Origin of the sequence: Microbacterium sp. J1-1 (assembly GCF_024498615.1) — a bacterium.
In the GTDB taxonomy this organism is placed as follows: domain Bacteria; phylum Actinomycetota; class Actinomycetes; order Actinomycetales; family Microbacteriaceae; genus Microbacterium; species Microbacterium aurugineum.
Window position 1 is genome coordinate 2529471 of record NZ_CP089590.1, and the last position, 23268, is coordinate 2552738.

The 23268-nt window shown below is 68.2% G+C and carries 21 protein-coding genes and 1 tRNA gene; 5 read left to right on the forward strand and 17 right to left on the reverse strand.

What is annotated here, in order from left to right; translation table 11 throughout:
- Window positions 1-6 precede the first annotated feature (6 nt).
- The 5 genes from LRQ07_RS12150 to LRQ07_RS12170 form a co-directional block, all read right to left on the reverse strand.
- Window positions 7-888, reverse strand: a complete 882-nt coding sequence (locus LRQ07_RS12150; protein WP_256534756.1) for an FAD:protein FMN transferase — start codon at window positions 886-888, stop codon at window positions 7-9.
- A 13-nt stretch (window positions 889-901) separates the two neighbouring features.
- Window positions 902-1372, reverse strand: a complete 471-nt coding sequence (locus tag LRQ07_RS12155) for a hypothetical protein (protein WP_256534757.1) — start codon at window positions 1370-1372, stop codon at window positions 902-904.
- Window positions 1373-1468: 96 nt separating this feature from the next.
- Window positions 1469-2503, reverse strand: a complete 1035-nt coding sequence (locus LRQ07_RS12160; RefSeq protein WP_047519209.1) for a ribose-phosphate diphosphokinase — start codon at window positions 2501-2503, stop codon at window positions 1469-1471.
- A 6-nt stretch (window positions 2504-2509) separates the two neighbouring features.
- On the reverse strand, window positions 2510-3940 hold the full coding sequence (glmU, locus tag LRQ07_RS12165) for a bifunctional UDP-N-acetylglucosamine diphosphorylase/glucosamine-1-phosphate N-acetyltransferase GlmU (RefSeq protein WP_256534758.1): 1431 nt from the start codon (window positions 3938-3940) through the stop codon (window positions 2510-2512).
- Window position 3941: 1 nt separating this feature from the next.
- Window positions 3942-4013, reverse strand: a tRNA-Gln gene (locus LRQ07_RS12170).
- A 109-nt stretch (window positions 4014-4122) separates the two neighbouring features.
- On the opposite strand from LRQ07_RS12170, the gene LRQ07_RS12175 reads away from it, so the two are divergent.
- Genes LRQ07_RS12175 through LRQ07_RS12185 form a run of 3 tightly spaced genes read left to right on the forward strand, consistent with a single transcriptional unit; the run spans window position 4123 to window position 6080 of the window.
- Window positions 4123-4620, forward strand: a complete 498-nt coding sequence (locus tag LRQ07_RS12175; protein WP_256534759.1) for a GNAT family N-acetyltransferase — start codon at window positions 4123-4125, stop codon at window positions 4618-4620.
- Window positions 4621-4627: 7 nt separating this feature from the next.
- Window positions 4628-5122 (forward strand): MarR family winged helix-turn-helix transcriptional regulator, encoded by a 495-nt coding sequence (locus LRQ07_RS12180; RefSeq protein ID WP_047519203.1) that lies wholly within the window; start codon window positions 4628-4630, stop codon window positions 5120-5122.
- A 19-nt stretch (window positions 5123-5141) separates the two neighbouring features.
- Complete coding sequence (locus LRQ07_RS12185; protein ID WP_256534760.1) at window positions 5142-6080, forward strand: pseudouridine synthase; 939 nt, start codon at window positions 5142-5144, stop codon at window positions 6078-6080.
- On the opposite strand, the gene LRQ07_RS12190 is transcribed toward LRQ07_RS12185, so the two are convergent.
- The 5 genes from LRQ07_RS12190 to LRQ07_RS12210 all read right to left on the reverse strand — a co-directional run bounded on the left by LRQ07_RS12190 (window position 6067) and on the right by LRQ07_RS12210 (window position 12421).
- Window positions 6067-6726 carry a methionine ABC transporter permease gene (locus LRQ07_RS12190; protein WP_153244511.1) on the reverse strand — a complete coding sequence of 220 codons (660 nt, stop codon included), beginning with the start codon at window positions 6724-6726 and terminating at the stop codon, window positions 6067-6069. The genes LRQ07_RS12185 and LRQ07_RS12190 overlap by 14 nt on opposite strands.
- On the reverse strand, window positions 6726-7769 hold the full coding sequence (locus LRQ07_RS12195; RefSeq protein WP_256534762.1) for a methionine ABC transporter ATP-binding protein: 1044 nt from the start codon (window positions 7767-7769) through the stop codon (window positions 6726-6728). The genes LRQ07_RS12190 and LRQ07_RS12195 overlap by 1 nt, the downstream gene beginning before the upstream one ends.
- A 20-nt stretch (window positions 7770-7789) precedes the next feature.
- Window positions 7790-8701, reverse strand: coding sequence for a MetQ/NlpA family ABC transporter substrate-binding protein (locus LRQ07_RS12200; protein WP_256534763.1), 912 nt, complete (start codon window positions 8699-8701; stop codon window positions 7790-7792).
- A gap of 104 nt (window positions 8702-8805) precedes the next feature.
- Window positions 8806-10557, reverse strand: a complete 1752-nt coding sequence (locus LRQ07_RS12205; protein ID WP_256534764.1) for a Na+/H+ antiporter — start codon at window positions 10555-10557, stop codon at window positions 8806-8808.
- Between the two features lie 40 nt (window positions 10558-10597).
- Window positions 10598-12421: an ABC-F family ATP-binding cassette domain-containing protein gene (locus LRQ07_RS12210; RefSeq protein WP_232763712.1), complete on the reverse strand. Its 1824-nt coding sequence runs from the start codon at window positions 12419-12421 to the stop codon at window positions 10598-10600.
- Between the two features lie 70 nt (window positions 12422-12491).
- On the opposite strand from LRQ07_RS12210, the gene LRQ07_RS12215 reads away from it, so the two are divergent.
- Both LRQ07_RS12215 and LRQ07_RS12220 read left to right on the forward strand, forming a co-directional pair.
- Window positions 12492-13340 (forward strand): spermidine synthase, encoded by an 849-nt coding sequence (locus LRQ07_RS12215; RefSeq protein WP_256534765.1) that lies wholly within the window; start codon window positions 12492-12494, stop codon window positions 13338-13340.
- Between the two features lie 102 nt (window positions 13341-13442).
- Window positions 13443-14756 (forward strand): HNH endonuclease signature motif containing protein, encoded by a 1314-nt coding sequence (locus tag LRQ07_RS12220; protein ID WP_256534766.1) that lies wholly within the window; start codon window positions 13443-13445, stop codon window positions 14754-14756.
- 95 nt (window positions 14757-14851) lie between these two features.
- Here LRQ07_RS12220 and LRQ07_RS12225 read toward each other — a convergent pair whose 3' ends face one another.
- The 7 genes from LRQ07_RS12225 to rsmA all read right to left on the reverse strand — a co-directional run bounded on the left by LRQ07_RS12225 (window position 14852) and on the right by rsmA (window position 23209).
- Complete coding sequence (locus LRQ07_RS12225) at window positions 14852-15967, reverse strand: sugar-binding protein (protein WP_047519173.1); 1116 nt, start codon at window positions 15965-15967, stop codon at window positions 14852-14854.
- Between the two features lie 62 nt (window positions 15968-16029).
- Entirely contained in the window at window positions 16030-17400 is a 1371-nt protein-coding gene (mmsB, locus tag LRQ07_RS12230; protein ID WP_047519171.1) for a multiple monosaccharide ABC transporter permease, read from the reverse strand.
- A complete protein-coding gene (mmsA, locus tag LRQ07_RS12235; RefSeq protein ID WP_269406200.1) occupies window positions 17397-18917 on the reverse strand; it encodes a multiple monosaccharide ABC transporter ATP-binding protein in 1521 nt (506 codons plus the stop codon). Before mmsA ends, mmsB begins: the two co-directional genes overlap by 4 nt.
- 262 nt (window positions 18918-19179) lie before the next feature.
- Window positions 19180-20193 carry a LacI family DNA-binding transcriptional regulator gene (locus LRQ07_RS12240; RefSeq protein WP_256534767.1) on the reverse strand — a complete coding sequence of 338 codons (1014 nt, stop codon included), beginning with the start codon at window positions 20191-20193 and terminating at the stop codon, window positions 19180-19182.
- 118 nt (window positions 20194-20311) lie between these two features.
- Window positions 20312-21244 carry a 4-(cytidine 5'-diphospho)-2-C-methyl-D-erythritol kinase gene (locus LRQ07_RS12245; protein WP_256534768.1) on the reverse strand — a complete coding sequence of 311 codons (933 nt, stop codon included), beginning with the start codon at window positions 21242-21244 and terminating at the stop codon, window positions 20312-20314.
- A 7-nt stretch (window positions 21245-21251) separates the two neighbouring features.
- A complete protein-coding gene (gene mgrA / locus LRQ07_RS12250; RefSeq protein ID WP_131491565.1) occupies window positions 21252-22319 on the reverse strand; it encodes an L-glyceraldehyde 3-phosphate reductase in 1068 nt (355 codons plus the stop codon).
- Complete coding sequence (gene rsmA / locus LRQ07_RS12255; RefSeq protein WP_131491564.1) at window positions 22316-23209, reverse strand: 16S rRNA (adenine(1518)-N(6)/adenine(1519)-N(6))-dimethyltransferase RsmA; 894 nt, start codon at window positions 23207-23209, stop codon at window positions 22316-22318. The genes mgrA and rsmA overlap by 4 nt, the downstream gene beginning before the upstream one ends.
- Window positions 23210-23268 lie beyond the last annotated feature (59 nt).

Consider the following 23268-nt stretch of genomic DNA (forward strand, 5'->3'; position numbering starts at 1 on the left):
TCTTCCCTAATTCGTCGCTGCAGGGCGCTTCTTCGCGGTGACGAGGAACAGCTCCGCCGGGCATCCGGGCGAGCGCTGCACCGTGCCGTCGGTGCTCATGCGGACCCATTCCACACCCCAGCCCGCGGCGAGTTCGGGGCCGCCGTCGAAGAAGAGCGCGGTGGCGACCGCATCCGCCGTCATCGCTTCCGCAGCCAGCGCCCAGGTCGCCGCCCAGGTGCGCACCGGGAGGCCCGTCCGGGCATCGAGGACATGGTGCAGCCCGCTCCCCCACGCCCGCCGGTTCACGGCCGAGGCACACAGCGCCTGGTCCTTCACCTCGACGACCCCGATCGCCTTCCGTGCGTCGTAGGGATGCTCCAGACCGATCCGCACCCCCGCACCGCGGACCCGGATGTCGCCGCCGGCGTCGACCACCACATCGCCGGGCACGGTCGACAGGGTGCCCATCACGAGATCGACCAGGCGCCCCTTGCCGAGTGCCCCGACGTCGAGGAGGGCGGGGACGGATGCGGTGGCCGCGCCTGTCGTCCAGGTCACGTGTCGCTGCCAGTCACCCGGAGCGCGCACCGGATCGCCGGCCACGAGCGAATACCCGGCGTCGTACCCGAGCGCGCTGAGGCTGTCGGCCACGAGCGGGTTCACCGCGCCCCCGGTCGCCCGGGAGAGCTGCCCGTACGCCTCGAGCATCGGACCGGCATCGGCCGAGACGAGCGTTCCCCCCTCGCGCCCCAGCCGCATGACCTCCGAGTCGTCGCGGAAGCGGGACCACTCGCGGTCGAATCGTGCGATCACGGCCGAGACCTCGACGCGCTCGGCGTCCGGGAGCGGATCGCCGGTCTCGATCTCCCAGTGCGTTCCGATCGCCTCGAAGCGCCAGGTCGCCATGGGCGTCAGGCGCCTAGGCGGCCGCCTGCTCCTTGATCGACGCGACGGCCTCGTTGAACCCGCCACTGGTGAGCGAGGAACCGGCGACGCGACTCACGTTCAACTCGTCGAGCGCGACGCCCTCGACCTCGTCCGCGATTCCGGCGATGAACTGGCCCTGGTACTGCTCGGTCTCGGGTGCCTTCGGGTCACCCGTGACCTCGACGTCGGTCACGACGCCGTCCGCGAGGGTCAGGGTGACGGAGATCTGCTCGACCGTCTCGGGCGTCTGGTACGAACCGTCGGCCGTGTAGGTGCCATCGGCGTAGTCCCCCGTGGAATCGCCGCCGGAGGACGATGACGAACCGGTGTCGGCCGTCGCCCCACCGTCGGCCGGCGGCTCGGCGTCGGCAGTGCCGGAGCATCCGGCGAGGACGAAGAGCCCTGCGATCCCGACGATCGCGGATCCCTTGCGGACAGAGGTCGGTACGGTCGTGCGGATCATGGTGTGGTCCTCCCGGCTCGGCGTCGGTCGACTCCGGTGGTCGACCCTTCGACCGTAAGCACCGTGGCTATGCGCGGGCTGTGCCACGACGATGCGTTACGCGTCGCCGCCGAACATGCTCGTCACCGAGCCGTCTTCGAAGACCTCGTGGATCGCGCGGGCGAGCAGCGGCGCGATCGGGAGGATCGTCAGCTTCTCCCACCGGCGCGACTCCGTGAGCGGGATCGTGTCGGTGATGACGACCTCGTCGATGGACGAGTCCTGCAAGCGCTCGGATGCCGGGTCGCTGAAGATCGCGTGGGTCGCCGCGACGATGACGCGGTGAGCGCCGTTCGCCTTGAGCGCCTGGGCGGCCTTGACGATCGTGCCGCCGGTGTCGATCATGTCGTCGACCAGGAGGCACGTGCGCCCCTCGACGGCACCGACGATCTCATGCACGGAGACCTGGTTGGCGACCTTGGGGTCCCGACGCTTGTGGATGATGGCGAGCGGGGCACCGAGACTGTCGGACCAGGTGTCTGCCACGCGCACACGCCCCATGTCCGGGGAGACGACGGTGAGGATCTCACGGTCCGCCGGCGACAGCGTGCGCTCGAAGTAGTCGAGGAGCACGGGCTTGGCGAACAGGTGGTCGACGGGACCGTCGAAGAAGCCCTGGATCTGCGCCGCGTGCAGGTCGACGCTCATCACACGGTCGGCGCCCGCGGTCTTCAGCAGGTCGGCGACGAGTCGGGCGCTGATCGGCTCACGGCCGCGGCCCTTCTTGTCCTGACGCGAATACGGATAATACGGGGCGACGACGGTGATGCGCTTGGCCGACGCGCGCTTGGCCGCGTCGATCATGATCAGCGTCTCCATGAGCCACTCGTTGACCGGCTCACCGAACGTCTGGATGAGGAAGAGATCCACTCCACGGATCGACACCTCGAAGCGGGCGTAGATCTCACCCGATGCGAACGTGCGGTGCTCGACCGGCGCGATCTCGGTGCCGAGCGCCTCGGCGACGGCTGCGGTGAGCTCGGGGTGCGAGCGGCCACCGGCGACGACGAGCCGCTTCTTGGTCTTGGCGATGATCCCCGGTGCCACGCCGTTGTCGCGATCCAGATCGACCGTCTTCTTCTTGCGCGCCATGTCCGCCTATTCCGCTGAATTCTCGCGGGACGCAGCATCCGCCGCGCCCGTGCCTGCTCTGTTCTTCTCGACCCAGCCCTCGATGTTGCGCTGGGGGGCGACGCTCATGGCCAGAGCGCCGGCGGGGACGTCCTTGCGGACGACGGCGCCTGCACCGGTCTTCGCACCGGCTCCCAGCCTAACGGGCGCCACGAGCACCGTGTGCGACCCGGTGTGCACCTCGTCGCCGATCTCGGTCCGGTGCTTGTTGACGTCGTCGTAGTTGGCGGTGATCGTGCTCGCGCCGAGGTTCACGCCGCGTCCGATCGTGGCGTCGCCCACGTAGGAGAGATGGGGCACCTTGCTGCCTTCGCCGATATCGGCGTTCTTGGTCTCGACGTACGCGCCGATCTTGCCCTTGGCGCCCAGGACCGTGCCGGGGCGGAGGAAGGAGAACGGGCCCACCGTCGCCTCGGCGCCGATCACCGCGAGCGTGGCGTCCGTACGGCGGACGACCGCATCCTCGCCGACCTCGCAGTCGACCAGAGTCGTGTCTGGACCGATGACCGCGCCGGAGGCGATCGCCGTGGCCCGAAGGATCTGTGTGTTCGGGAGGATCGTGACGTCGGGCGAGAGCGTCGCATCGTCATCGATCCAGGTCGTGGCCGGGTCGATCACGGTGACGCCTTCGAGCTGCCAGCGGCGCACGATGCGCTGATTGAGCAGACGGCCGACCTCCGCGAGCTGAGCACGATCGTTGACCCCGAAGGTGACGGAGACGTCGGAGACGACCGAGGCCGCCACCCGATCGCCGTCGCGGCGGAGCAGTCCGGGGACATCGGTCAGGTACATCTCGCCCTGGGCGTTGTCGACCCCGACCCGAGGGAGGTAGTCCCGCAGCGTCGCAGCGCGGAACACGTACATCCCGGCGTTGATCTCGCGGACGGCAGTCTCTTCGGCGTTCGCGTCCTTCTGCTCCACGATGCGGTCGACTCCCCCGTCGGCATCGCGCACGACGCGGCCGTAGCCGGTCGGGTCGTCGACCAGTGCGGTCATCAGGGTGGCCGGCGCACCGGAGGCCCGGTGCTCCGCCAGGAAGGCGGAGAGCGTCTCCGCATCCGCCAGCGGGCAGTCGCCGGAGAGGACGAGCACATCGCCGTCGAAGTCGGCGGGGAGAGCGTCGACGGCCACCTGCACAGCGCGTCCGGTGCCGGGGATGTCGTCCTGGTCGACGAACACCACACCGGGGTAGTCCTCGGTCAGGGCGGCGACGACCTGGTCGCGCTCGTGCCGCACGACGACCTCGACGTGCGCGGCCTGCAGCCGTCCGGCGGTGGTGAGCACGTGCCCGACGAGCGGGCGTCCGCTGATCGGATGCAGCACCTTCGGGAGGCGCGACTTCATTCGGGTGCCCTGGCCCGCGGCCAGGACGATGATGGCGAGGTTGTTCCCAGTCATGCTCCGCCGCCAGGACTCGAACCTAGACCTCACAGCTCCAAAGGCTGTCGTGCTGCCATTACACCACGGCGGACCGCGCCGTCCCGAGGACGCCACCGGTCAAGTCTGCCATGCTCCGGCCCCGGATCCGCTGACACGCCCCCCGTCATCCTTCCGAAACACCGCTCTGGGATGCTGGCGTCATGAGCATGTCGATCGAACGGGTGGTGGGTGCACGCCCCGACCTCGCCGAATTCCTGGTCGCCCATCACGCAGAACTGGAGCACACCGCGCCGGCGGAGAGCCGCCATGCACTGGCGTTCGAGCGTCTGCTCGCCCCGGGCGTGCGCTTGTTCGCCGGGCGCCTCGACGGCCGCCCCGTCGCCACCGGTGCTCTGGCGGCCGTCGAAGTCGGGCACGAGGAGATCAAGTCGATGCGCACCGACCCCGCTCTGCGCGGACGTGGTCTCGGTCGCACCATGCTCGCGTTCCTCCTGGCTGACGCCGAGGCCCGCGGCATCCGCCGGGTCTCGCTCGAAACCGGGAGTGCGGAGTTCTTCGTGCCGGCGCGCGCGCTGTACGCCGCGGCCGGCTTCCGCGTGTGCGGGCCGTTCGGAACCTACGTGCTCGACCCGCACAGCACCTTCATGGCGGTCGACCTGCCCGCAGCGTCCGGGGTCACCTCTCCGCACGCGCGATAATGGGCGGATGAGCGAGGTGGATGAGGTCGACCGGATCGTCGGCGCGTGGAACACGCAACGGCCGGACCTCGACTTCTCCCCCCTCGAGGTCCTGTCGCGGATGGACCGGCTGTCGAAGCACCTGGACCGCGCGCGGCGTGAGGTCTTCCGCCGCAGCGACCTCGAGCACTGGGAATGGGACGTGCTGTCCGCGCTGCGCCGCGCCGGTGCCCCGTTCCAGCTCTCCCCCAAGCAGCTCCTGCAGCAGACGCTGGTGTCGAGCGGCACGATGACGAACCGGATCGACCGCCTGGTCGGGCGTCGCTTCGTTCGCCGGGAGGCCGACCCCGGGGACGGACGCAGCGTGCTGGTGACCCTCACCGACGACGGCCGGATCCGCGTGGATGCCGCCATCACGCGTCTCGTCGATGTGGAGGCCGATCTCCTGCAGGCTCTCTCCCGGTCGGACCGCGAGCGCCTCGCCGGACTCCTGCGCAAACTGAGCCTGAGCTTCGACTCGTGACCGGAGGCCGCTGATGGGCATGCCCTCTCCCCTCCCCGTCCGCGACGGCGTGGGCGCGACGCGGCTGCACGTGCCGCTCACCGGCCCGTGGCCGACGGCTGCCGCCTACATGGTCGAGCGCTTCTTCCACCTCGACCCGGAGCGACTGCTCGAGCGTTTCGACCGCGGCGACATCGTGCGTGCCGACGGCTCTCCCGTCCCGCGTGATGCGCCGCTGGGCAGCGTCGAGTTCGTCTGGTACTACCGCGAGCCCGCCGTCGAGACACGGATCCCGTTCGAGATCGAGATTCTGCATCAGGACGACCATCTCGTCGTCGTCGACAAGCCGCATTTCCTGCCCACGACCCCCGGCGGGAAGTTCCTGCAGAATTCCGCGCTGGTCCGACTGCGCAACCTGCTCGACAACCCCGACCTGGCCCCCATCCATCGCCTCGATCGGGCCACAGCCGGGCTGCTGATGTTCGCGACACGTCCGGCGACGCGCGGCGCGTACCAGCTGCTGTTCGAGAACCGGCAGGTGCAGAAGGTGTACGAAGCCGTGTCCGCACGCCCTGCGAGCGGGACGCTCCCCCCGTTCCCCGTGGTCTACCGCAACAACATCGTGAAGGCGCGCGGTCAGGTGCGCGTGCAGGTCGACGACACGAAGGAGCCGAACTCCGAGACGCTCGTCGAGCTCATCGACAGCGACGAGCACGTCGTGCACACCCTCCTCCGCCCGCACAGCGGCAAGATGCACCAACTGCGTGTGCATCTCGCCGCCCTCGGCATCGGCATCCTGAACGATCGGTTCTACCCCGACCTTCTCGACGATCTGCCGGACGACTTCGAGCGTCCGCTGCAGCTGCTCGCTCGCGAACTGCGCTTCGTCGATCCGCTCACCGGCACGGAGCGGGTGTTCCGCACGCGCCGCGCGCTGCAGCACGCTCCCCGCACCGGCGCTCCCGTCAGCGACGCATGACCTTGCGCGCGAGCCGCGTGCCGAGCATCTGCACGAGGTGCACGAACACCACGATCAGGACGATCGCCACCCACATCACGACCGGTTCGAACTGCCGGAACCCGTAGATCTGGGCGAACGCGCCGAGACCGCCGCCGCCGATGAGTCCGGCCATCGCCGTCATGTCGATGAGCGCGACCACGATGAACGTGTAGCCGAGGATCAGCGGGCCGAGCGACTCGGGGATCGCCACGGTGAAGAGGATGCGCCACGGACCGGCGCCCATCGAGCGGGCGGCTTCGATCACGCCGGGCGAGACCGAGACGAGGTGCTGCTCGACGATGCGTCCGATCGCGAAGGCGGCGGCGAGAGCGATCATGAACGCGCCGGCGGTGGTGCCGATCCCCGTGCCGACGACCGCACGGGCGAACGGCTGGGCGACGGCCACGAAGAGGACGAACGGGATCGGGCGGAAGAAGTTCACCCCGAGGTTGGCGATGAGCGCGACCGGCTTGTTCTGCGCGAGTCCGCCGGGGCGGGTGACGTAGAGGATGACGCCGATCGCCAGGCCGAGGATGCCGCCGAGGACGAGCGCGAACGTCGTCATGTAGAGCGTTTCGAGCGCGGCCTTCCACAGCTCGGGCCACAGTTCGTTCAAGCGATCCATCAGCGGGCCTCCTCTCCGGCGATCTCGGTGACTTCGACGCGCTGCGCGATTTCGGCGAGCGTGCGATCGATCACGGCGTCGTCGCCGCGGATCGCGAGCGTGAGGTGTCCGAACGCGCGCCCGCGGATGTCGTTGATCCCTCCGTACACGAGCTCGAAGTCGAGCCCGGAACCGGCGAGATCGAGGAAGACCTGAGCCTGTGAGGAGTCGCCGTCACGGAACGAGAACGTGACCAGGCGCCCCTGATGCCGCTCGCGCAGAACGGCGCGCTCGGACGGCGAGGGCACGCCCTTCACCACCGTCCCGACGAACCGTTGCGACGCCGGGTTCTGCGGCGAGGAGAAGACGTCGAACACGTCGCCCTGTTCGATCACGCGGCCGTTCTCCATCACGGCCACCTTCGTCGCGATCGTCTGGATCACATCCATCTCGTGCGTGATCACGACGATCGTGACGCCCTGCTCCCTGTTGACCCGTTGGAGCAGGTCGAGCACCTCGTGAGTGGTCTGGGGGTCGAGAGCGCTGGTGGCCTCGTCGGCGAGCAGGATCGCGGGGCCCGTGGCGAGAGCGCGGGCGATGCCGACGCGCTGCTTCTGCCCGCCGGAGAGCTGCTCGGGGTAGGCCTTGGCCTTGTCGGCGAGGCCCACGAAGCGGAGCAGTTCGGCGACGCGCTTCTCGATGTCGGGCTTCGACCACCCGGCGAGCGTGAGCGGGTAGGCGATGTTGGCCTTGACCGTTCGCGAGGAGAACAGGTTGAACTGCTGGAAGATCATGCCGATCCCGCCGCGGACCGTGCGCAGCTGGCGCTCGGTGAGCGCGGTGATGTCGACGCCGTCCACCGTGATGGTGCCACTCGTGGCCGGTTCGAGCGCGTTGATCAGACGCACGAGCGTGGACTTGCCCGCCCCGGAATAGCCGATGATGCCGAAGACGTCGCCCTTCTCGATGGAGAGGGAGACGTCGTCCACGGCGACGACTTCGGCGCCCTCACGGGTGCGCGGCGGATAGGTCTTGGAGACGTTCGTCAGAGTGACGATCGACATGTGCTGCTCCGGTCCCGGTCCTACTTCTTGTCCGCGGCGTCTTGCTGAACCTTCTTCAGTGAGGCGACCAGATCCTCCACCGGCGTCTGCAGCGCCACCGCGGTGCCACCGGAGGAGTCGAGCAGACCCTTCTGCACGGCCTCGTTCGTCTGGAAGATCTCGACCAGCGTGCGGTACGTCTCGTTGTCGGCGTCTTCGGCGCGGGCCGCGAACACGTTCACGTAAGGAAGGGCACTGGCGTCTTCGGGGTCATCCTGCGCGATCGCGTCATCGAACGTGAGACCCGCGTCCTGCACGAAGTCGTTGTTGATGATCGCGGCGGCCACGTCCGGGAGCGAGGTCGGGATGAGCGCGGCCTCGAGCGCCGTGACCTCGACCTTGGACTTGCCGGTGTCGACGTCGGCGAGGTCCGAGTACGGTGTTCCACCGCTCTTGAGCTCGACGAGGCCGGCCTGCTGCAGCACGTTCAGCGCACGGGCCTGGTTGGAGGCGTCATTCGGAACCGCGACCGTCTCCCCCTCGGGGATGCTGTCGACGTCGTCGTACTTCGTCGAGTACAGGCCGAGCGGGTAGATCGCGGTCGAGCCGATCGGGGTGAGGTCGGAGCCCGAGGCGTTGTTGTACTCGGCGAGGTAGACGATGTGCTGGAACTGGTTGAGGTCGATCTCCCCCTCGGTCAGCGCGGGGTTCGGCTGCTCGTACGATCCGAAGTCGACCAACTCGACCGTGATGCCCTCTTCGGCCGCGGCGTCGACGAACGCCGGCCACTGCTCGTCGCTCTTGCCGACGACACCGATCTTGACGACCTCGTTCCCGGACGATCCCTCGCCTCCGGAACCGGCGTCGGAAGACGCCGTGGCGCAGCCGGAGAGCGCGACGAAGAGCGGAACGGCGGCGAGCGCGGCGAGGATGTTGGTGGTGCGGCGAGACATGCGAGAGGAGTTCCTTCCTGGTGGGACTCGCCTACGTTAGACAGGCCTCCCGCCGCACGCGGAATCGGTCTGTCACACGGCGTCACGAGCGGGTGCCGCCCGGCTCAGTCGAACTCCTCGATGCCCTGCAGCCGCACCTGCTCGAGGTCGAGGCGGGCGGAGATCCGGCGCACCACGACGTCATCGACGGTTCCGGCACCGCGGAGCCCCAACAACACCTCCCGCTTCCGGTCGAGGAGGGCGAGCTTGAGCCGCGTGTGCTCCTCGTGCCGGACCAGCGGCGAGCGCTGCGCGATGTCGACGTCGGTCGAGGTCGCGATCATCTGCAGGACCGTGCCGTCGGGCGGGTCGGCCTGATCCACCCCGGTATCGGCGACGCTCGGAGGTGCGGCGGTGCCGGCACCCAGCGGGTCCGGCTCCCCCAGCATCTCGTCGAGGGCGTCGGCTTCCGCATCCACCAGCGCCTGCTCCCGCGCCAGGGCGCGCGCATTCGCGAACTCGAGCATCTGATACCCCTCGGAGCGCACGCGGTCGCGCACCTCCTGCCCCACGCCGTGTTCGGCGGCGAGGTCGTCGAGAGCGGCCAGGGCGGCCCCGGAGATCGCGCGCTCGGCGAGCTCGTACTCCTCGTCCTCGACGTGGTCGGCTGGGAAGCGGGCCCAGCGCACGATCGCGGGCAGGAACGGGCCCTGGACGAGCAGGCTCAGCAGGATGACACCAGCGGTGACGAACACGATCTCATCGCGTCCGTTCAGAGCGCCGCCTTCGGTGATGCTCGCCGGCACGGACAAGGCGATGGCGAGAGACACCGCCCCGCGCATCCCCGCCAGAGTGGACACGACCCGCGCCCGAGATCGTGCGCCTCTCGCCGGTCGAGGATCGGTCCGCCGCTGGAACGGCACGTTCAGCAGCTGGAAGAGGTATCGCACGACCAGGAGCGTCGCCCAGACCGCGAGCGTGATGAGCACGAGGCGGCCGATCGCCGCGGCCGAGATCTCGTGCACGACGTATTGCACTTCGAGTCCGATCAGCACGAACAGCGCACCGTTGAGCAGGAAGACTCCGAACGGCCAGGCCGCATCAGCCTGGCGGCGGGAGGACGCGGTCGTGACCCGCGGCGACACGTAGGCGACGATGAGTCCGGCGACGACGACCGCGAGCACACCGGAGGCGTGCACCGTCTCGGCGAGGAGGAACGCCGTGAACGGGATCAGCAGCAGCGCGACGTTGATCACGATCGTCGAGGCCGTGCGGCGCAGCAGCAGGTAGCCGAGAGCGGCGACCACGGTACCGGCCGCGATCCCCCCGACATACGAGATCAGCAGATCGACGGTCACCGACAGCGGCGTGATCTGACCGCCGAGCGCGAGCGAGACCGCGATCGCGTAGAGCACCAGAGCCGTGCCGTCGTTGGTCAGGCTCTCCGCTTTGAGCTTCATGAACATGCGTCGCGGGAGGAGGCGCCCGAGGGCGGCGACGGCCGTGGCGTCGGGCGGAGCGACGGCGGCACCCAGGATGAGCGCGATCTCCCACGGCATCCCGAACAGCACACCGATGCCGGCCACGGCGAAGGCCGAGGCGACGACCAGCACGGTGCTCATCGGCAGGATGTAGCGGAAGTCGCGGCGGATCGACCGCAATGAGGTCGTCAGACTCTCCCAGAACAGCATCACCGGGAGGAACAGCAGGAGCACCGTCTCCGGCGGCAGCTGCACCTCGCGCAGCGGTGGCACGAAGCCGAGGAGCAGCCCGAAGATGACCAGGACGAGGGGCAGCGCGAGACGCACGCGCGGGGCGATCAGGGTTCCGACGAGAATCGTGAGTCCGAGCAGGACCGTTACTTCGAGGCCTTCCATCCCTACCTCCCAACAGCGGTGAGAGAAGGATATTCCTCCGTCAGCCGATCTCCTCGGTGAGTTCGAACCAGCGCAGCTCCAGCTCCTCGATCTCGGCCTGCTGCTCGCTGATCTTCTTCATCCGCTCGCCGAGGCCCTCATAGTCGGACTGGTCGTGGTCGGCCAGCGCGGTCTTGGCGGCGTTGACCTGCTGCGTGAGCTTCTGGATGCGCCGCTCGAGGGCCGACACCTCCTTCTGCGCCGTGCGCAGGGCCGCGCCGTCGAGACCTTTGGAGGTGGCGGCGGTCGTCGCGGTCGCTGCGGCCGTGGCAGTCTGCTTCGGTCCGGTCGAAGACTGGAGGTGGCGCAGCCGCAAGTACTCGTCGACCCCGCCGGGCAGGTGCCGCAGATGCCCGTCCAGGATCGCGTACTGCTGGTCGGTGACGCGTTCCAGGAAGTAGCGGTCGTGGCTGACGACCAGGAGCGTACCCGACCAGGAGTCGAGAAGGTCCTCGATCGCGGCGAGCATGTCGGTGTCGAGGTCGTTGGTCGGCTCGTCGAGGATCAGCACGTTCGGCTGGTCGAGCAGCACGAGCAGGAGCTGCAGGCGACGCTGCTGCCCACCCGAGAGGTCTTTGACCGGAGTGGAGAGCTGGGCCGAATCGAAGCCGAGCCGTTCGAGCAGCTGACCGGGAGTGAGGTCCTGCGCCTTGGAGCCCGTTCCCATCGTGTAGGAGGTGCGCAGTCCGGAGATGATCACCCGCACCGGGTCGTTCCAGTGCTGGGTGAGCTCGTCGAGGCGCTGGGTGAGAGTCTGCACCTTCACGGTCTTGCCGCGCTTGACCCGACCCGTGGTCGGTTCGACCGTGCCGGAGATGAGCCCGAGGAGCGTCGACTTGCCGGCGCCGTTGACGCCGAGGATGCCCGTGCGCTCCCCCGGTGCGATGCGCCACTCGACGTCGCGCAGCACGACCTTCTCGCCGCCGTCCGCCGTCGGGTAGGTCACCCCGACGTCGAGCAGATCGACCACGTCCTTTCCCAGCCGCGAGACCGCGAGGGACTGCAGCGACACCTTGTCGCGGATCTCCGGCACGTCGGCGATCAGCTCGTTGGCCGCGTCGATGCGGAACTTCGGCTTCGCCGTGCGGGCGGGAGCGCCGCGACGGAGCCACGCGAGCTCCTTCTTGGCGAGGTTCTGGCGCTTCGCCTCGGTCGCCGCCGCCATGCGGTCGCGTTCGACGCGCTGCAGGATGTACGCCGCGTAGCCGCCCTCGAAGGGCTCGACGATCCGGTCGTGCACTTCCCATGTCTCGGTACTGATCTCGTCGAGGAACCACCGGTCGTGGGTCACGACCATGAGGGCCCCGGCGTTCGGCGACCAGCGCTTCTTGAGATGCCCCGCGAGCCAGGTGATGGCCTCGACGTCGAGGTGGTTGGTCGGCTCATCCAGCGCGATGACGTCCCAGTCTCCGGTGAGGAGCTTGGCGAGCGACACCCGGCGCCGCTGACCACCGCTGAGGGAGCCGATCTCCGCATCCCAGGGCAGGTCGGTGAGCAGTCCTTCGATGACGTCGCGGATCCGCGCGTCGCCGGCCCACTCGTACTCCGGGGTGTCCCCGACCACAGCGGCGCTGATGGTCAGGTCGTCCGGGAGGGTGTCCGCCTGATCGAGCACACCGATTCGCGTGCCGCCGCGCACCGTGACGCGGCCCGAGTTCGGTTCCTTGATCCCCGCGAGCATGCCGAGAAGACTCGACTTGCCGTCGCCGTTGCGGCCGACGATGCCGATGCGATCACCCTCTTCGATGCCGAGGGTCACGGAGTCGAAGACGACCCTGGTCGGGTATTCGAGATGCAGGGCTTCAGCCCCGAGAAGATGTGCCATGTTCCTTCCAGGGTAGTCGCGCGCGGTCGGCGTGTTCTCCGACCGGCTCCTCGCGCTCTAAGATCGACGGGTGCCGAAGAGTCGCCGGGTGTTCTCCCTTCTGCTCGAGGATCGCAAGGCGAAGCTGGTGCAGTCGAGAAGGCGGCCCGGTCGCTACGAACTCAGCGTCGACGGAATCCCGCAGTCCGTCGTCTCGATGACCGACCCCACCGATCTCGAATACGACTACACGCAGCACATCGCCAGAGTGATGGATGCTGCCGCTGAGCCCGGTGCGCCGCTGTTCACCGTGCACCTGGGAGCCGGTGCCCTCACGCTGGCACGCTACGTCGAGGCCACGCGCGCCGGATCGCCGCAGCTCGTGGTCGAGTTCGAGCCCACCCTCTACGAGGCGGTGATCGCCGCGCTGCCGCTGTCTCCGGGTACCGATCTGCGCGTCATCTTCGGTGATGCGCGCGCGGTCGCGGACGCGGAGCTCGCCGGCGAGTGGATGGGTGCGCGGTTCACGGTCGTCGATCTCTGGGATGCCGCCGTCATCCGGCATCGCGTGGCCAGCCAGGAGTTCTATCGCCGTGTCGCCGCGCGCTCCGCAGCGGAGGGGGTCGTGGCGGTCAACCTGCTCGACGGACACCCCTTCGAGTACTCACGGCGACAGGCAGCCACCCTGCGCACGGTGTTCGACCATGTCGCCGTCGTCCTCGACGCAGAACCGAACGATGACGAAGGGCCGCTCGGCAACGTCGTCGTCTTCGCGAGCGACGAGCTGCTCGCCGTCGCGACGAACCCCGACCTCCTCGGCGTGCCGCACCCTCATACGCTCCACGGCGACGCACTGACCTCGTGGATCGCCGGCGCGCGCATCATGACCGATGCGGACGGCACCGACTCCCCCGACCCCGACGATCCGATCTGGGACTAGCACCGCCCGTTGATCGCGTTCGTCACCGTTTCGTGACCCCGGAGACGTGAATCTCAATCGAATCCATCTTCGAATGTCGGTGGTCGGTGATGGACTGAAGTCATGACCGCACTGCTCGACGCGACCGATTCCCAGATGGCGATGCTCGCCGATCTGGTGGCCTCGTTGGAAGCGGCCGAGTCGACCCTGAGCAGTATGCAGGCGGCTCGCGACGGCATGCTCGCGCTGGCCGGACGCCTGGCCGTCGACATCGCCCGGACAGCTTCGCATCCCGACCACGGTGACATGGCGATCCGCACGGTCGCTGCCGAGATCGGCGCTGCGCAGCACCTGAGCGACCGCACGATCGAGCGCAAGATGGCCAAGGCCACGTGGCTCGTCGAGCGATTCCCGGCGGTATGGAAGGCACAGGGCGAAGGGCGCATCAGTGCCGCGCACTCCCGGGTCATCGTCGAGGCGGGCGCGCATCTCGACGAGGCTGCGGATCGCGCCGCCTACGCCGCGGAGGCCGTGGAGGTCGCCGTGACGGAATCCCCGAATCGGCTTCGGCGGATCGTGCGGCGTCTTGCCGAGCGGTTCCAGGAGCGCAGTCTCACCGAGCGGCATCGCGATGCCCGCGAGCTGCGCCGCGTGTGGGTGAAGGACCTCGACGACGGGATGGCCGAGCTGGGGGCGCGCGGACCCGCGGTCCTCCTGCACGGCATGCTCGACCGGCTGTCGCAGATGGCGCATGCGGTGAAAGAGGAGAATGCACGAGCGGCACAGGATGCTTCAGCCGCCGGACTCCCCGCCGACGACCGCACGGTCGATCAGTTGCGCGCCGATCTGCTCGCCGACCTCGTTCTCACAGGATCCCCCGCGGGCCATGACACGGCGGACAGCCTGCTGGGCGAGGTCCGCGCCCGCGTCGAGGTCACGGTGCCGGTGCTCACTCTGATGGACGATGACGCTCCGACGACCTCATCACCGGCCGAGCTCGACGGAACGATCCCCATCGACGTCACGACCGCTCGCACGCTGGCAGGTTCCGCGACCGGCTGGGACCGCGTGCTGACGCATCCGATCTCCGGCGAACTGCTCGCTGTCGACCGCTACCGCCCGAGTGAACATCTCCGGCGGCATCTCCGCGCGCGGGACCAGCGGTGCCGGTTTCCCGGATGCGGGATCACGGCGCGCAAGTGCGACCTCGACCACAATCATGCGGCCTCGACCGGAGGGGCGACCGCCCACGGAAACCTTGCCGCCGTCTGCCGACGACATCACATGCTCAAACACCACTCCCCCTGGCACGTCGACCAGACCTCGGGCGGCGTGCTGGAGTGGACGAGCCCGACCGGTCGCACGTACATCGACCGGCCGCCTCCGCAGAACACTGTGACCTTCACGAGTGCCGATCCGGTGACCGCACCGTTCTGAGCGCGTCCCGGGCATGTGCACCGGTTGAACGACGAACCGCCCGGACCCGAGGGCCCGGACGGTTCGCGTATCCGTGAGGATGTGTGCGGTGCGAGTTACTGGTACGACTTCACGATCTCGAGGAGGCTCGGGACGTTGGCGTATGCCTCTGCCGCGTTCTCCTTGGTCACGATGATCGGGTCGAGCAGGTAAGCCGGAACGACCTTCACGCCGTTGTCGTACTGCTCGGTGTCGTTGACGTCGACCTCTTCACCCTTCTGGAGCTGGCCGACCATCTTGATCGACTGCTCGACGAGGAGCGTGGTGTCCTTGTTGATCGTGGAGTACTGGATGCCCTCCATGATCGACTTCACCGACTCGACCTCGGAGTCCTGACCCGTGACCACCGGGACCGGCTTTCCGGCCTGCTGCACCGAGGTGATGATGGCGCGAGCGAGCGTGTCGTTCGGCGAGAGGACGCCGTCGAGCGTCTCGGAGCTGTACGTCGAGGTGAGGATCGAGTCCATGCGACGCTGGGCGTTCTCGGCCTTCCAGCCCTCGGTCGCCGTCTGGGCGATCTCGGTCTGGCCGGAGACGACGTTGAGCGTGCCGTCGTCGATCTTCGGCTGGAGCACGTCCATCGCGCCGTTGAAGAACACAGCGGAGTTCGCGTCGTCCGGCGAGCCCGAGAACAGCTCGATGTTGTACGGAGCCTCGTGTCCCGCACGCTCGGCGAGTCCATCGAGCAGAGCCTGGCCCTGCAGCTGACCGACCTTGAAGTTGTCGAACGCGACGTAGTAGTCGACGGCCTCCGTGTTCTCGATCAGACGGTCATAGGCGATGACGGTCACGCCCGCGTCACGAGCGGCCTCGACCTGCGTGGCGAGCTGCTTGCCGTCCTTCGCACCGATGATGATGACCTTGGCGCCACCGGTGACCATCGCCTGGATCTGGTTCTGCTGCTCCGCGACCGTGTTGCTGGCGGGCGCGTACTGCACGTCCGCCTTGAAGCCGGCCTCCTTGAGACCGTCCGTGAACAGCTGACCGGCGAGGACCCAGTTCTCCGAGGTCTTGTCCGGAAGGGCGACACCGATCGTGGCGTCAGCGGCGAAACCCTTGGCCTCGTCCCCCGATCCCGAGTCCGTGCCACCGCCGCGCTCCGAGGAGCAGCCGGTGAGGGCGAAGGCGCCCGCGACGACAAGCGCTGTCGCCGACAGAAGAATCTTCTTCATGTGATCTCTTTCTCTGGTGTGTGAAGGTCGTGTCACGCGAGCGCCGCGCGAAGCGACCTCTCCTAACCGCGCGTCTCGTCGACGGCGGGGGCTTCGTACTTCTGGCTGGTGGGATAGTTCGTCTTGGTCGGATCGAACGTGTCGGTGGCCGGATCCTGCTTGCGTCCGAATCGACGCGTCAGGAAGCCGATGATCGACGGGCGACCCTGCTGCTTGTTCCACACGTCGACACCGACGGCGAACAGGAGCACCAGACCCTTGATCATCGACACCACGTCGGCGCCGGCGCCGAGCAGGGCGAGGCCGTTGTTCAGGAACGCCATGACGAGACCACCGATGATCGACCCGATCACGGTTCCGATACCGCCCGAGACAGCCGCGCCACCGATGAAGACCGAGGCGATCGCATCCAGCTCCCAGCCGTTGCCGTCCTGCGGACCGGAGGCCGTCGCCCTGGCGACATAGATCATGCCGGCCAGCGACGCGAGCACCGACATGTTCATCATCACGAAGAAGTCGACCCAGCGGTCCTTCACACCCGACAGGCGCGCGGCCTGCCGGTTGCCACCGACCGCGTAGATGTGACGACCGAAGACCGTGTTGTTCGTGATGAACGAGTAGAGGATCACCAGGGCGAGCAGGATGATGCCCGAGATCGGGAAGCTGGTGCCCTCACGCCCGGTGGCGAACAGCCAGCCCGCGATCAGGATCACGGCCGAGATGAGCACGACCTTGGTGACACTCACCCACAGCGGCGCCGTCTCGGCCCCCATCTTGTGCTGCACGCGCCGGGTGCGGATCTCCCAGAACACGATCCATGCGACGCCCAGCAGCGCGAGCAGCATGGTGAACACGTTGAACGGCACGGGGATGAACGGCAGCTCGGGGAGGTAGCCGGCACCGATGACCTTGAAGCCCTGCGGCACGGGAACGGACTGCGAGTCACCGACCCACTGGTTCGCACCGCGGAAGAACAGCATGCCCGCCAGCGTCACGATGAACGCCGGCACCCCGACATAGGCGACCCAGAACCCCTGCCAGGCGCCGACCAGCACGCCGACCCCGAGGCCGAGGAGCACACCGAGCGGCCAGGGGAGGTTCCAGTCGGCCATGGCCTTCGCGACCACGATGCCGGTGAACGCGGCCACCGACCCCACCGAGAGGTCGATGTGGCCCATGATGATGACCATCACCATGCCGATCGCGAGGATCAGGATGTACGAGTACTGGTTGACGACGTTGATCAGGTTGCCCGAGGACAGCGTGAGACCCGTGCCTTTGACGATCCAGGTCAGCACCTGGAAGACGACGAGGATGACGACGAGGCTGCCGAGGATGCCGAACTGGCGGAGGGTCGACTGACCGCCTCCGAACATCTTCGTGATGTCCTTGAAGTGGAAGCCGCGCTTCGTTGCGGTGGTGTCGGTGGTCATGCGGTTGCTTTCTGGGTCGCGGAGGTCATGCTGCGCATGAGGTCCTCAGGTGTCGCCTGATCGGCCGGGATGCAGTCGGTGACCCGACCTTCGAAGACGGTGTAGATGCGGTCGGAGATGCCCAGGAGCTCAGGAAGCTCGCTCGAGATGACGATGACGCCCTTGCCCTGCGCCGCGAGCTCGTTGATGATCGCGTAGATCTCGTACTTCGCACCGACGTCGATACCGCGGGTGGGCTCGTCGAGGATCAGCAGGTCGGGGTCGGTGAACATCCACTTCGCCAGGACGACCTTCTGCTGATTGCCGCCGGAGAGTTTGCCGACGCCCTCTTCGACCGACGGGGTCTTGATGCGAAGGGCCTTGCGATAGTCCTCGGCCACGGCGAACTCGGCGCGCGCATCGACGACGCCGCGCTTGGCGATCTTCGAGAGCTTCGCGGCGACCACCGACCTCTTGATCGTGTCGAGCAGGTTGAGCCCGAGTACCTTGCGGTCCTCGCTCACGTAGGCGAGGCCGTGCTTGATCGCCGACGCCACGTCGGGCAGCACGACTTCCTGGCCGTCCTTGATCAGTGTGCCCGAGAGGAACGTGCCGTAGGAGCGGCCGAACAGGCTCATCGCGAACTCGGTGCGCCCCGCGCCCATGAGTCCCGCGATGCCGACGACCTCGCCGCGCCGGACGGTGATGTTCGACCCCTTCACGACCATGCGCTCCGGGACGGTCGGGTGCTGCACCCACCAGTCCTTGACCTCGAAGAACACCTCGCCGATCTCGGGCGTGCGATCCGGGTAGCGGCTCTCCAACGACCGACCGACCATGCCGCGGATGATCCGGTCCTCGTTGATCTCGCCGCGGGAGATGTCGAGCGTCTCGACCGTGCGACCGTCGCGGATGATCGTGATCTCGTCGGCGATCTGCTCGATCTCGTTGAGCTTGTGGCTGATCATGATCGACGCGATTCCCTTGGCCTTGAGCCCGAGGATCAGGTCGAGCAGGTGCTGCGAGTCGTTCTCGTTCAGAGCGGCGGTCGGCTCGTCGAGGATCAGCAGCTTGACGTCCTTGTTGAGCGCCTTCGCGATCTCGATCAGCTGCTGCTTGCCGACACCGAGCGTCTTGATCTGCGCATCCGGATCCTCATTCAGGCCCACGCGCGCGAGCAGCTCGATCGTGCGCTCTTTCTGAGCCTGCCAGTCGATCCGTCCGCCGCGCTGGATCTCGTTGCCGAGGAAGATGTTCTCGGTGACGGACAGCTCGGGGATCAGCGCGAGTTCCTGGTGGATGATCGCTATGCCGGCCTGCTCGCTGGCGACGATGTCCTTGAACCTCTGCTCCTGGCCGTAGAGCAGGATCTCCCCCTCGTAGGTCCCGTAGGGGTACACCCCGGAGAGGACCTTCATCAGAGTCGACTTCCCCGCGCCGTTCTCGCCGCAGATGGCGTGGATCTCGCCGGCGCGGACGGTGATCGAGACGTCGGCGAGCGCCTTGACGCCCGGGAACTCCTTAGTGATGCTGCGCATCTCCAGGATGGGGCCTGACACGGTAGGCAACGTTGCTGTGGTGCTCACGGATCTTCCTTGCGACGTGCGGTCACCTTCGATGTGACCGTTCACATTGAAATACATCGTCCACTCACGACGAAGCGCTGTCAAGTCCGCTCCGGTATTTCGGATACCGACCGTGACCCCACCGCGATCCGCGCGATCCCGCGCCTCCAGGCGAGGCCAGGGATCGAAAGGATTCGATGATCTCGAACGTCGCGCGGAGCGTGGTACGAAACCGTCAGCGAGCGGCGGCGGACTCGCGCGCGCGCAGGACCGTCTGCAAGGGGCCGAAAGCCGGCGCTTCCTCGCCGCGGATCTGCGCGAGGAGGATCCGCACGGCGCGCCGGCCCAGCTCCGGGAAGTCCTGATGAACCGTGCTCAGCGTGGGAGCCACATGCGCGGCGACCGGGATGTCGTCGAACCCGATCACGCTCACGTCGTGCGGCACACGGAGTCCGGCGCCGCGGAAGCCGTGCATGAGCCCGATCGCCATCAGGTCGTTGGCAGCGAACACCGCCGTGAAGTCCCGCCGTCGCGAGAGCTCCTTGCCTGCGAAGTACCCGAAGTCGGCGGTCCAGTCCCCGCGGATCGGCGGGAACGTCGGCAGATCCGCCTCACGCAGCCCGTCGAGGTAGCCGCGCATGCGCGACTCCGCCTCGATCCAGTCCTGCGGGCCCGCGAGGTGCAGGATGTCGCTGTGGCCGAGGGAGATCAGATGCTCCGTGGCCGCCCGGGCCCCCGCCACCTGATCCGCCGACAGGCTCACCCCGTCGGAACCCGACGCGGTCTGCAGCGTGACGAAAGGCATGTCGACCGACATGCCGCGGAGGACATGGAACACGCGCACCTGCGGGGCGAGCACCACGATGCCGTCCACCTGCTCGCGCGCAAGCTGGCGCACCGCATTGCCGATCGCCTCCGGCGTCGTCGCCGGGAGGTTGAGGGTCGAGACCGCGTAGCCTTCCTCGCGTGCCGCATCCTCGATGCCCGCGATCGAGGAGGTCGGCCCGAACTCCCCGATCGTCGCAGACAGGATCCCGAGCACGTTCGACTTGCTGGTCACCAACGCGCGGGCGGCGAGGTTCGGCCGATAGTCGAGCACGGAGATCGCGTCGAGGACCTTGGCCTTCGTCTCGGGGCGGATGCTCGGGTGGTCGTTCAGGACTCGGGATACCGTCTGATGAGACACCCCGGCGAGGCGGGCGACATCGCGGATGCTCGGCTGCCGCGCACGCTCGGCTGCACTGGACATCAGGTGCCTCCTCGCGTGTGCACGGTCACATCGTCACTTCATTATGTCTGCCGGGGCGCGCGGGTGCATCTTTCGAGCACGGTCGCTGCGCAGGACGGTCGTCCGCGGGCACCGCCGGTCAGCCGATGATGCGGGCGCCCGGAACCGGGCCGTGCACGTGCAGGGGATCAAATCCGGACGCCCGCAGAGCGGACTGCACGTCTTGGGCCGTCTCCGGATCGGGGCACAGGAGCGCCACGGTCGGCCCCGAGCCGGACACGATGCCTTGCAATGCTCCGGCGGCGACCCCCTGCGCGATCGTGTCGGCGAGATCGGGACGCTCGGAGAGGGCTGCGGGCTGCAGATCGTTCTCGAGACACGCGGCGAGCTGCCCCGGGTCGCCCGACCGGAGCGCCTGCAGGACCGGGATCGGCACGTCGAGCGACAGCGGCGGATCATCGGCGAGCGCGCCCTCCTCCTCGCGCAGCTGGTCGAGGCGCCCATAGACAACGGGCGTCGACAAGCCCTCCTCACTGGGCACCAGGATCCAGTCGAAGCGTCCGCGGGCGAGTGCCGGGTTCAACTGGTCGCCGCGCCCGGTTCCGACCGCGGTGCCGCCGTGCAGGGCGAACGGCACATCCGCGCCGAGACGGGCGGCGAGGTCGTGCAACCGTGCCTGTGACAACCCCGTTCCCCACAGCGCATCGCAGGCGACCAGGGCGGCAGCGGCATCCGCCGAGCCTCCGCCCATGCCGCCGGCGACCGGCACGCTCTTGCGGATCTCGAGGGCGACGCCGCCTCGATGATCCACGGCGACGGCGAGGAGCTTGGCCGCGCGCATCGCCAAGTTGCGGTCGTCCAGCGGAACCGAGTCGACATCCTCCACCCCGGAGACGGCGACCGAGAACTCGTCAGCGGGCCGCGCGATGACGTCTTCGTAGAGGGACACCGCCTGGAAGACCGTCGCCAGCGCGTGATACCCGTCGTCGTGCCGACCGCCGACCCCGAGGAAGACATTGATCTTGCCCGGTGCGCGTACGTGCACGGAGTCGGTGGACGCGGCGAGGCTCATGAGCGGATCACAGTTCCGAGGACTTCGCCCACAGATTCACGTCGATCGCGCCGGCCAGCTCGTCGATGCGGGCGAGCTCCTCCGTCTGGAAGGCGGGTCCGTTCACCGCCGCGATGTTCTCGTCGAGCTGTTCGGGACGCGAGGCGCCGATCAGGGCGGAAGCCACGACGGGGTTGCGCAGCGTCCACTGCAGCGCGAGCTGGGCGAGGGACTGACCACGCCCCTGCGCGACCTCGTTCAGCGCTCGCAGCGTCTGCACGGCCTCGTCGGTGAGGCGCCCGTCCGGCAGCGAACCGCGCTTCTGCGCACGCTCCGCCGTGCCGTCCCCCAGGTACTTGTCGGTCAACAGCCCCTGTGCCAGCGGCGTGAAGGCGATCGCACCCAGGCCCGACTGCTCGAGGGTGTCGGTCAGGCCGTCTTCCACCCAGCGGTTGAGGATCGAATACGCGGGCTGGTGGATGACCAGCGGCGTGCCGAGGTCCTTCGCGACCGCGACGGCCTCAGCCGTGCGCTCGGCGCTGTAGGACGAAATGCCCACATAGAGCGCCTTGCCCTGACGCACGAGGGTGTCGAGCGCCCCGATCGTCTCGGCGATCGGGGTGACCGGGTCGACCCGGTGCGAGTAGAAGATGTCGACGTAGTCGAGACCCATGCGGGTCAGCGACTGCTCGGCGCTGGCGAGGATGTACTTGCGGCTCGCGAAGTCGCCGTACGGGCCGGGCCACATGTCCCAGCCGGCCTTCGACGAGATGATCAGCTCGTCGCGGTACGGACGGAAGTCCTCCGCGAAGATGCGACCGAAGTTCTTCTCGGCCGAGCCGTAGGGCGGGCCGTAGTTGTTCGCCAGATCGAAGTGCGTGATGCCGCGGTCGAACGCGTGGCGCAGCAGTGCGCGTTGGTTGTCGAGCGGGATGTTGTCGCCGAAGTTCCACCACAGCCCGAGCGAGATCGGGGGCAGATACAGGCCGGACGTGCCGACCTGGCGGTAGGCGAACTGCTGATAGCGGCTCTCGTCCGCGGCATACGGACGGTGCAGCTCGGGGACATCGGGGCGGAAGCGGGGGGAGTCGGTCACGGTGCCAGATTACTGGGTGAGGCGACGTCGTCGTCGAGCACATCGGACGCCGCCGCCTGCTGCGCGATCCGGTGGTAGTCCTCGACGGTGAGATCTTCGCCCCGCGCCGTCGGTGCGACACCGGCGGCGATCAACACTTCGGACGCCGCTGCGGAGCTGCCGAAGATCCCCGACAGAGCCTGGCGGAGCATCTTGCGGCGCTGGTTGAACGCCGCATCGACGATCCGGAACGTGCGGCGACGCTCCTCCTCGGTCCCCCGCTCCCCTTCGGAACGGTCGAAGCCGACGAGCAGGCTGTCGACGTTCGGCACCGGCCAGAACACCTGGCGGGAGACGGTGCCGGAGAGCTTCCACTCGCCGTACCAGGCGGCCTTGACGCTGGGCGACCCGTAGATCTTGGAGCCCGGCTCGGCGGCGAGCCTCTCGGCGACCTCGGCCTGGACCATCACCACGCCGCGTTGCAGGTAGGGGAAGCTCTCGAGGAAGTGCAGCAGCACCGGCACCGACACGTTGTACGGGAGGTTCGCGACCAGCACGGTCGGCTCCCCGGGCAGTTCGGTGATGCGCAGGGCGTCGGCGTCGACGACCGTGAGCCGCTCGGCCTCCACGCCGTGCGCGGCGGCGGTCTCGGCGAGTCGCGCGGCGAGTCGGTGATCGATCTCGACCGCGGTGACCGAAGCCCCGGTCTCCAGGATCGCCAGCGTGAGCGAGCCGAGTCCGGGGCCGACCTCGACCACGCGCTCGCTCGGCTGCACGCGGGCCGCCTGCACGATCTTGCGGACGGTGTTGGCGTCCGTGACGAAGTTCTGGCCGAGTTTCTTCGTCGGAGTGACGTCGAGCTCAGCGGCGAGGCGGCGGATCTCGGTGGCGCCGAGCAGGGTGACGGTCATCCTCCCATTGTCCCCCACTCGCGCGCTGTCACCCCACGCGGCGGATGTCCCCCGCCGTC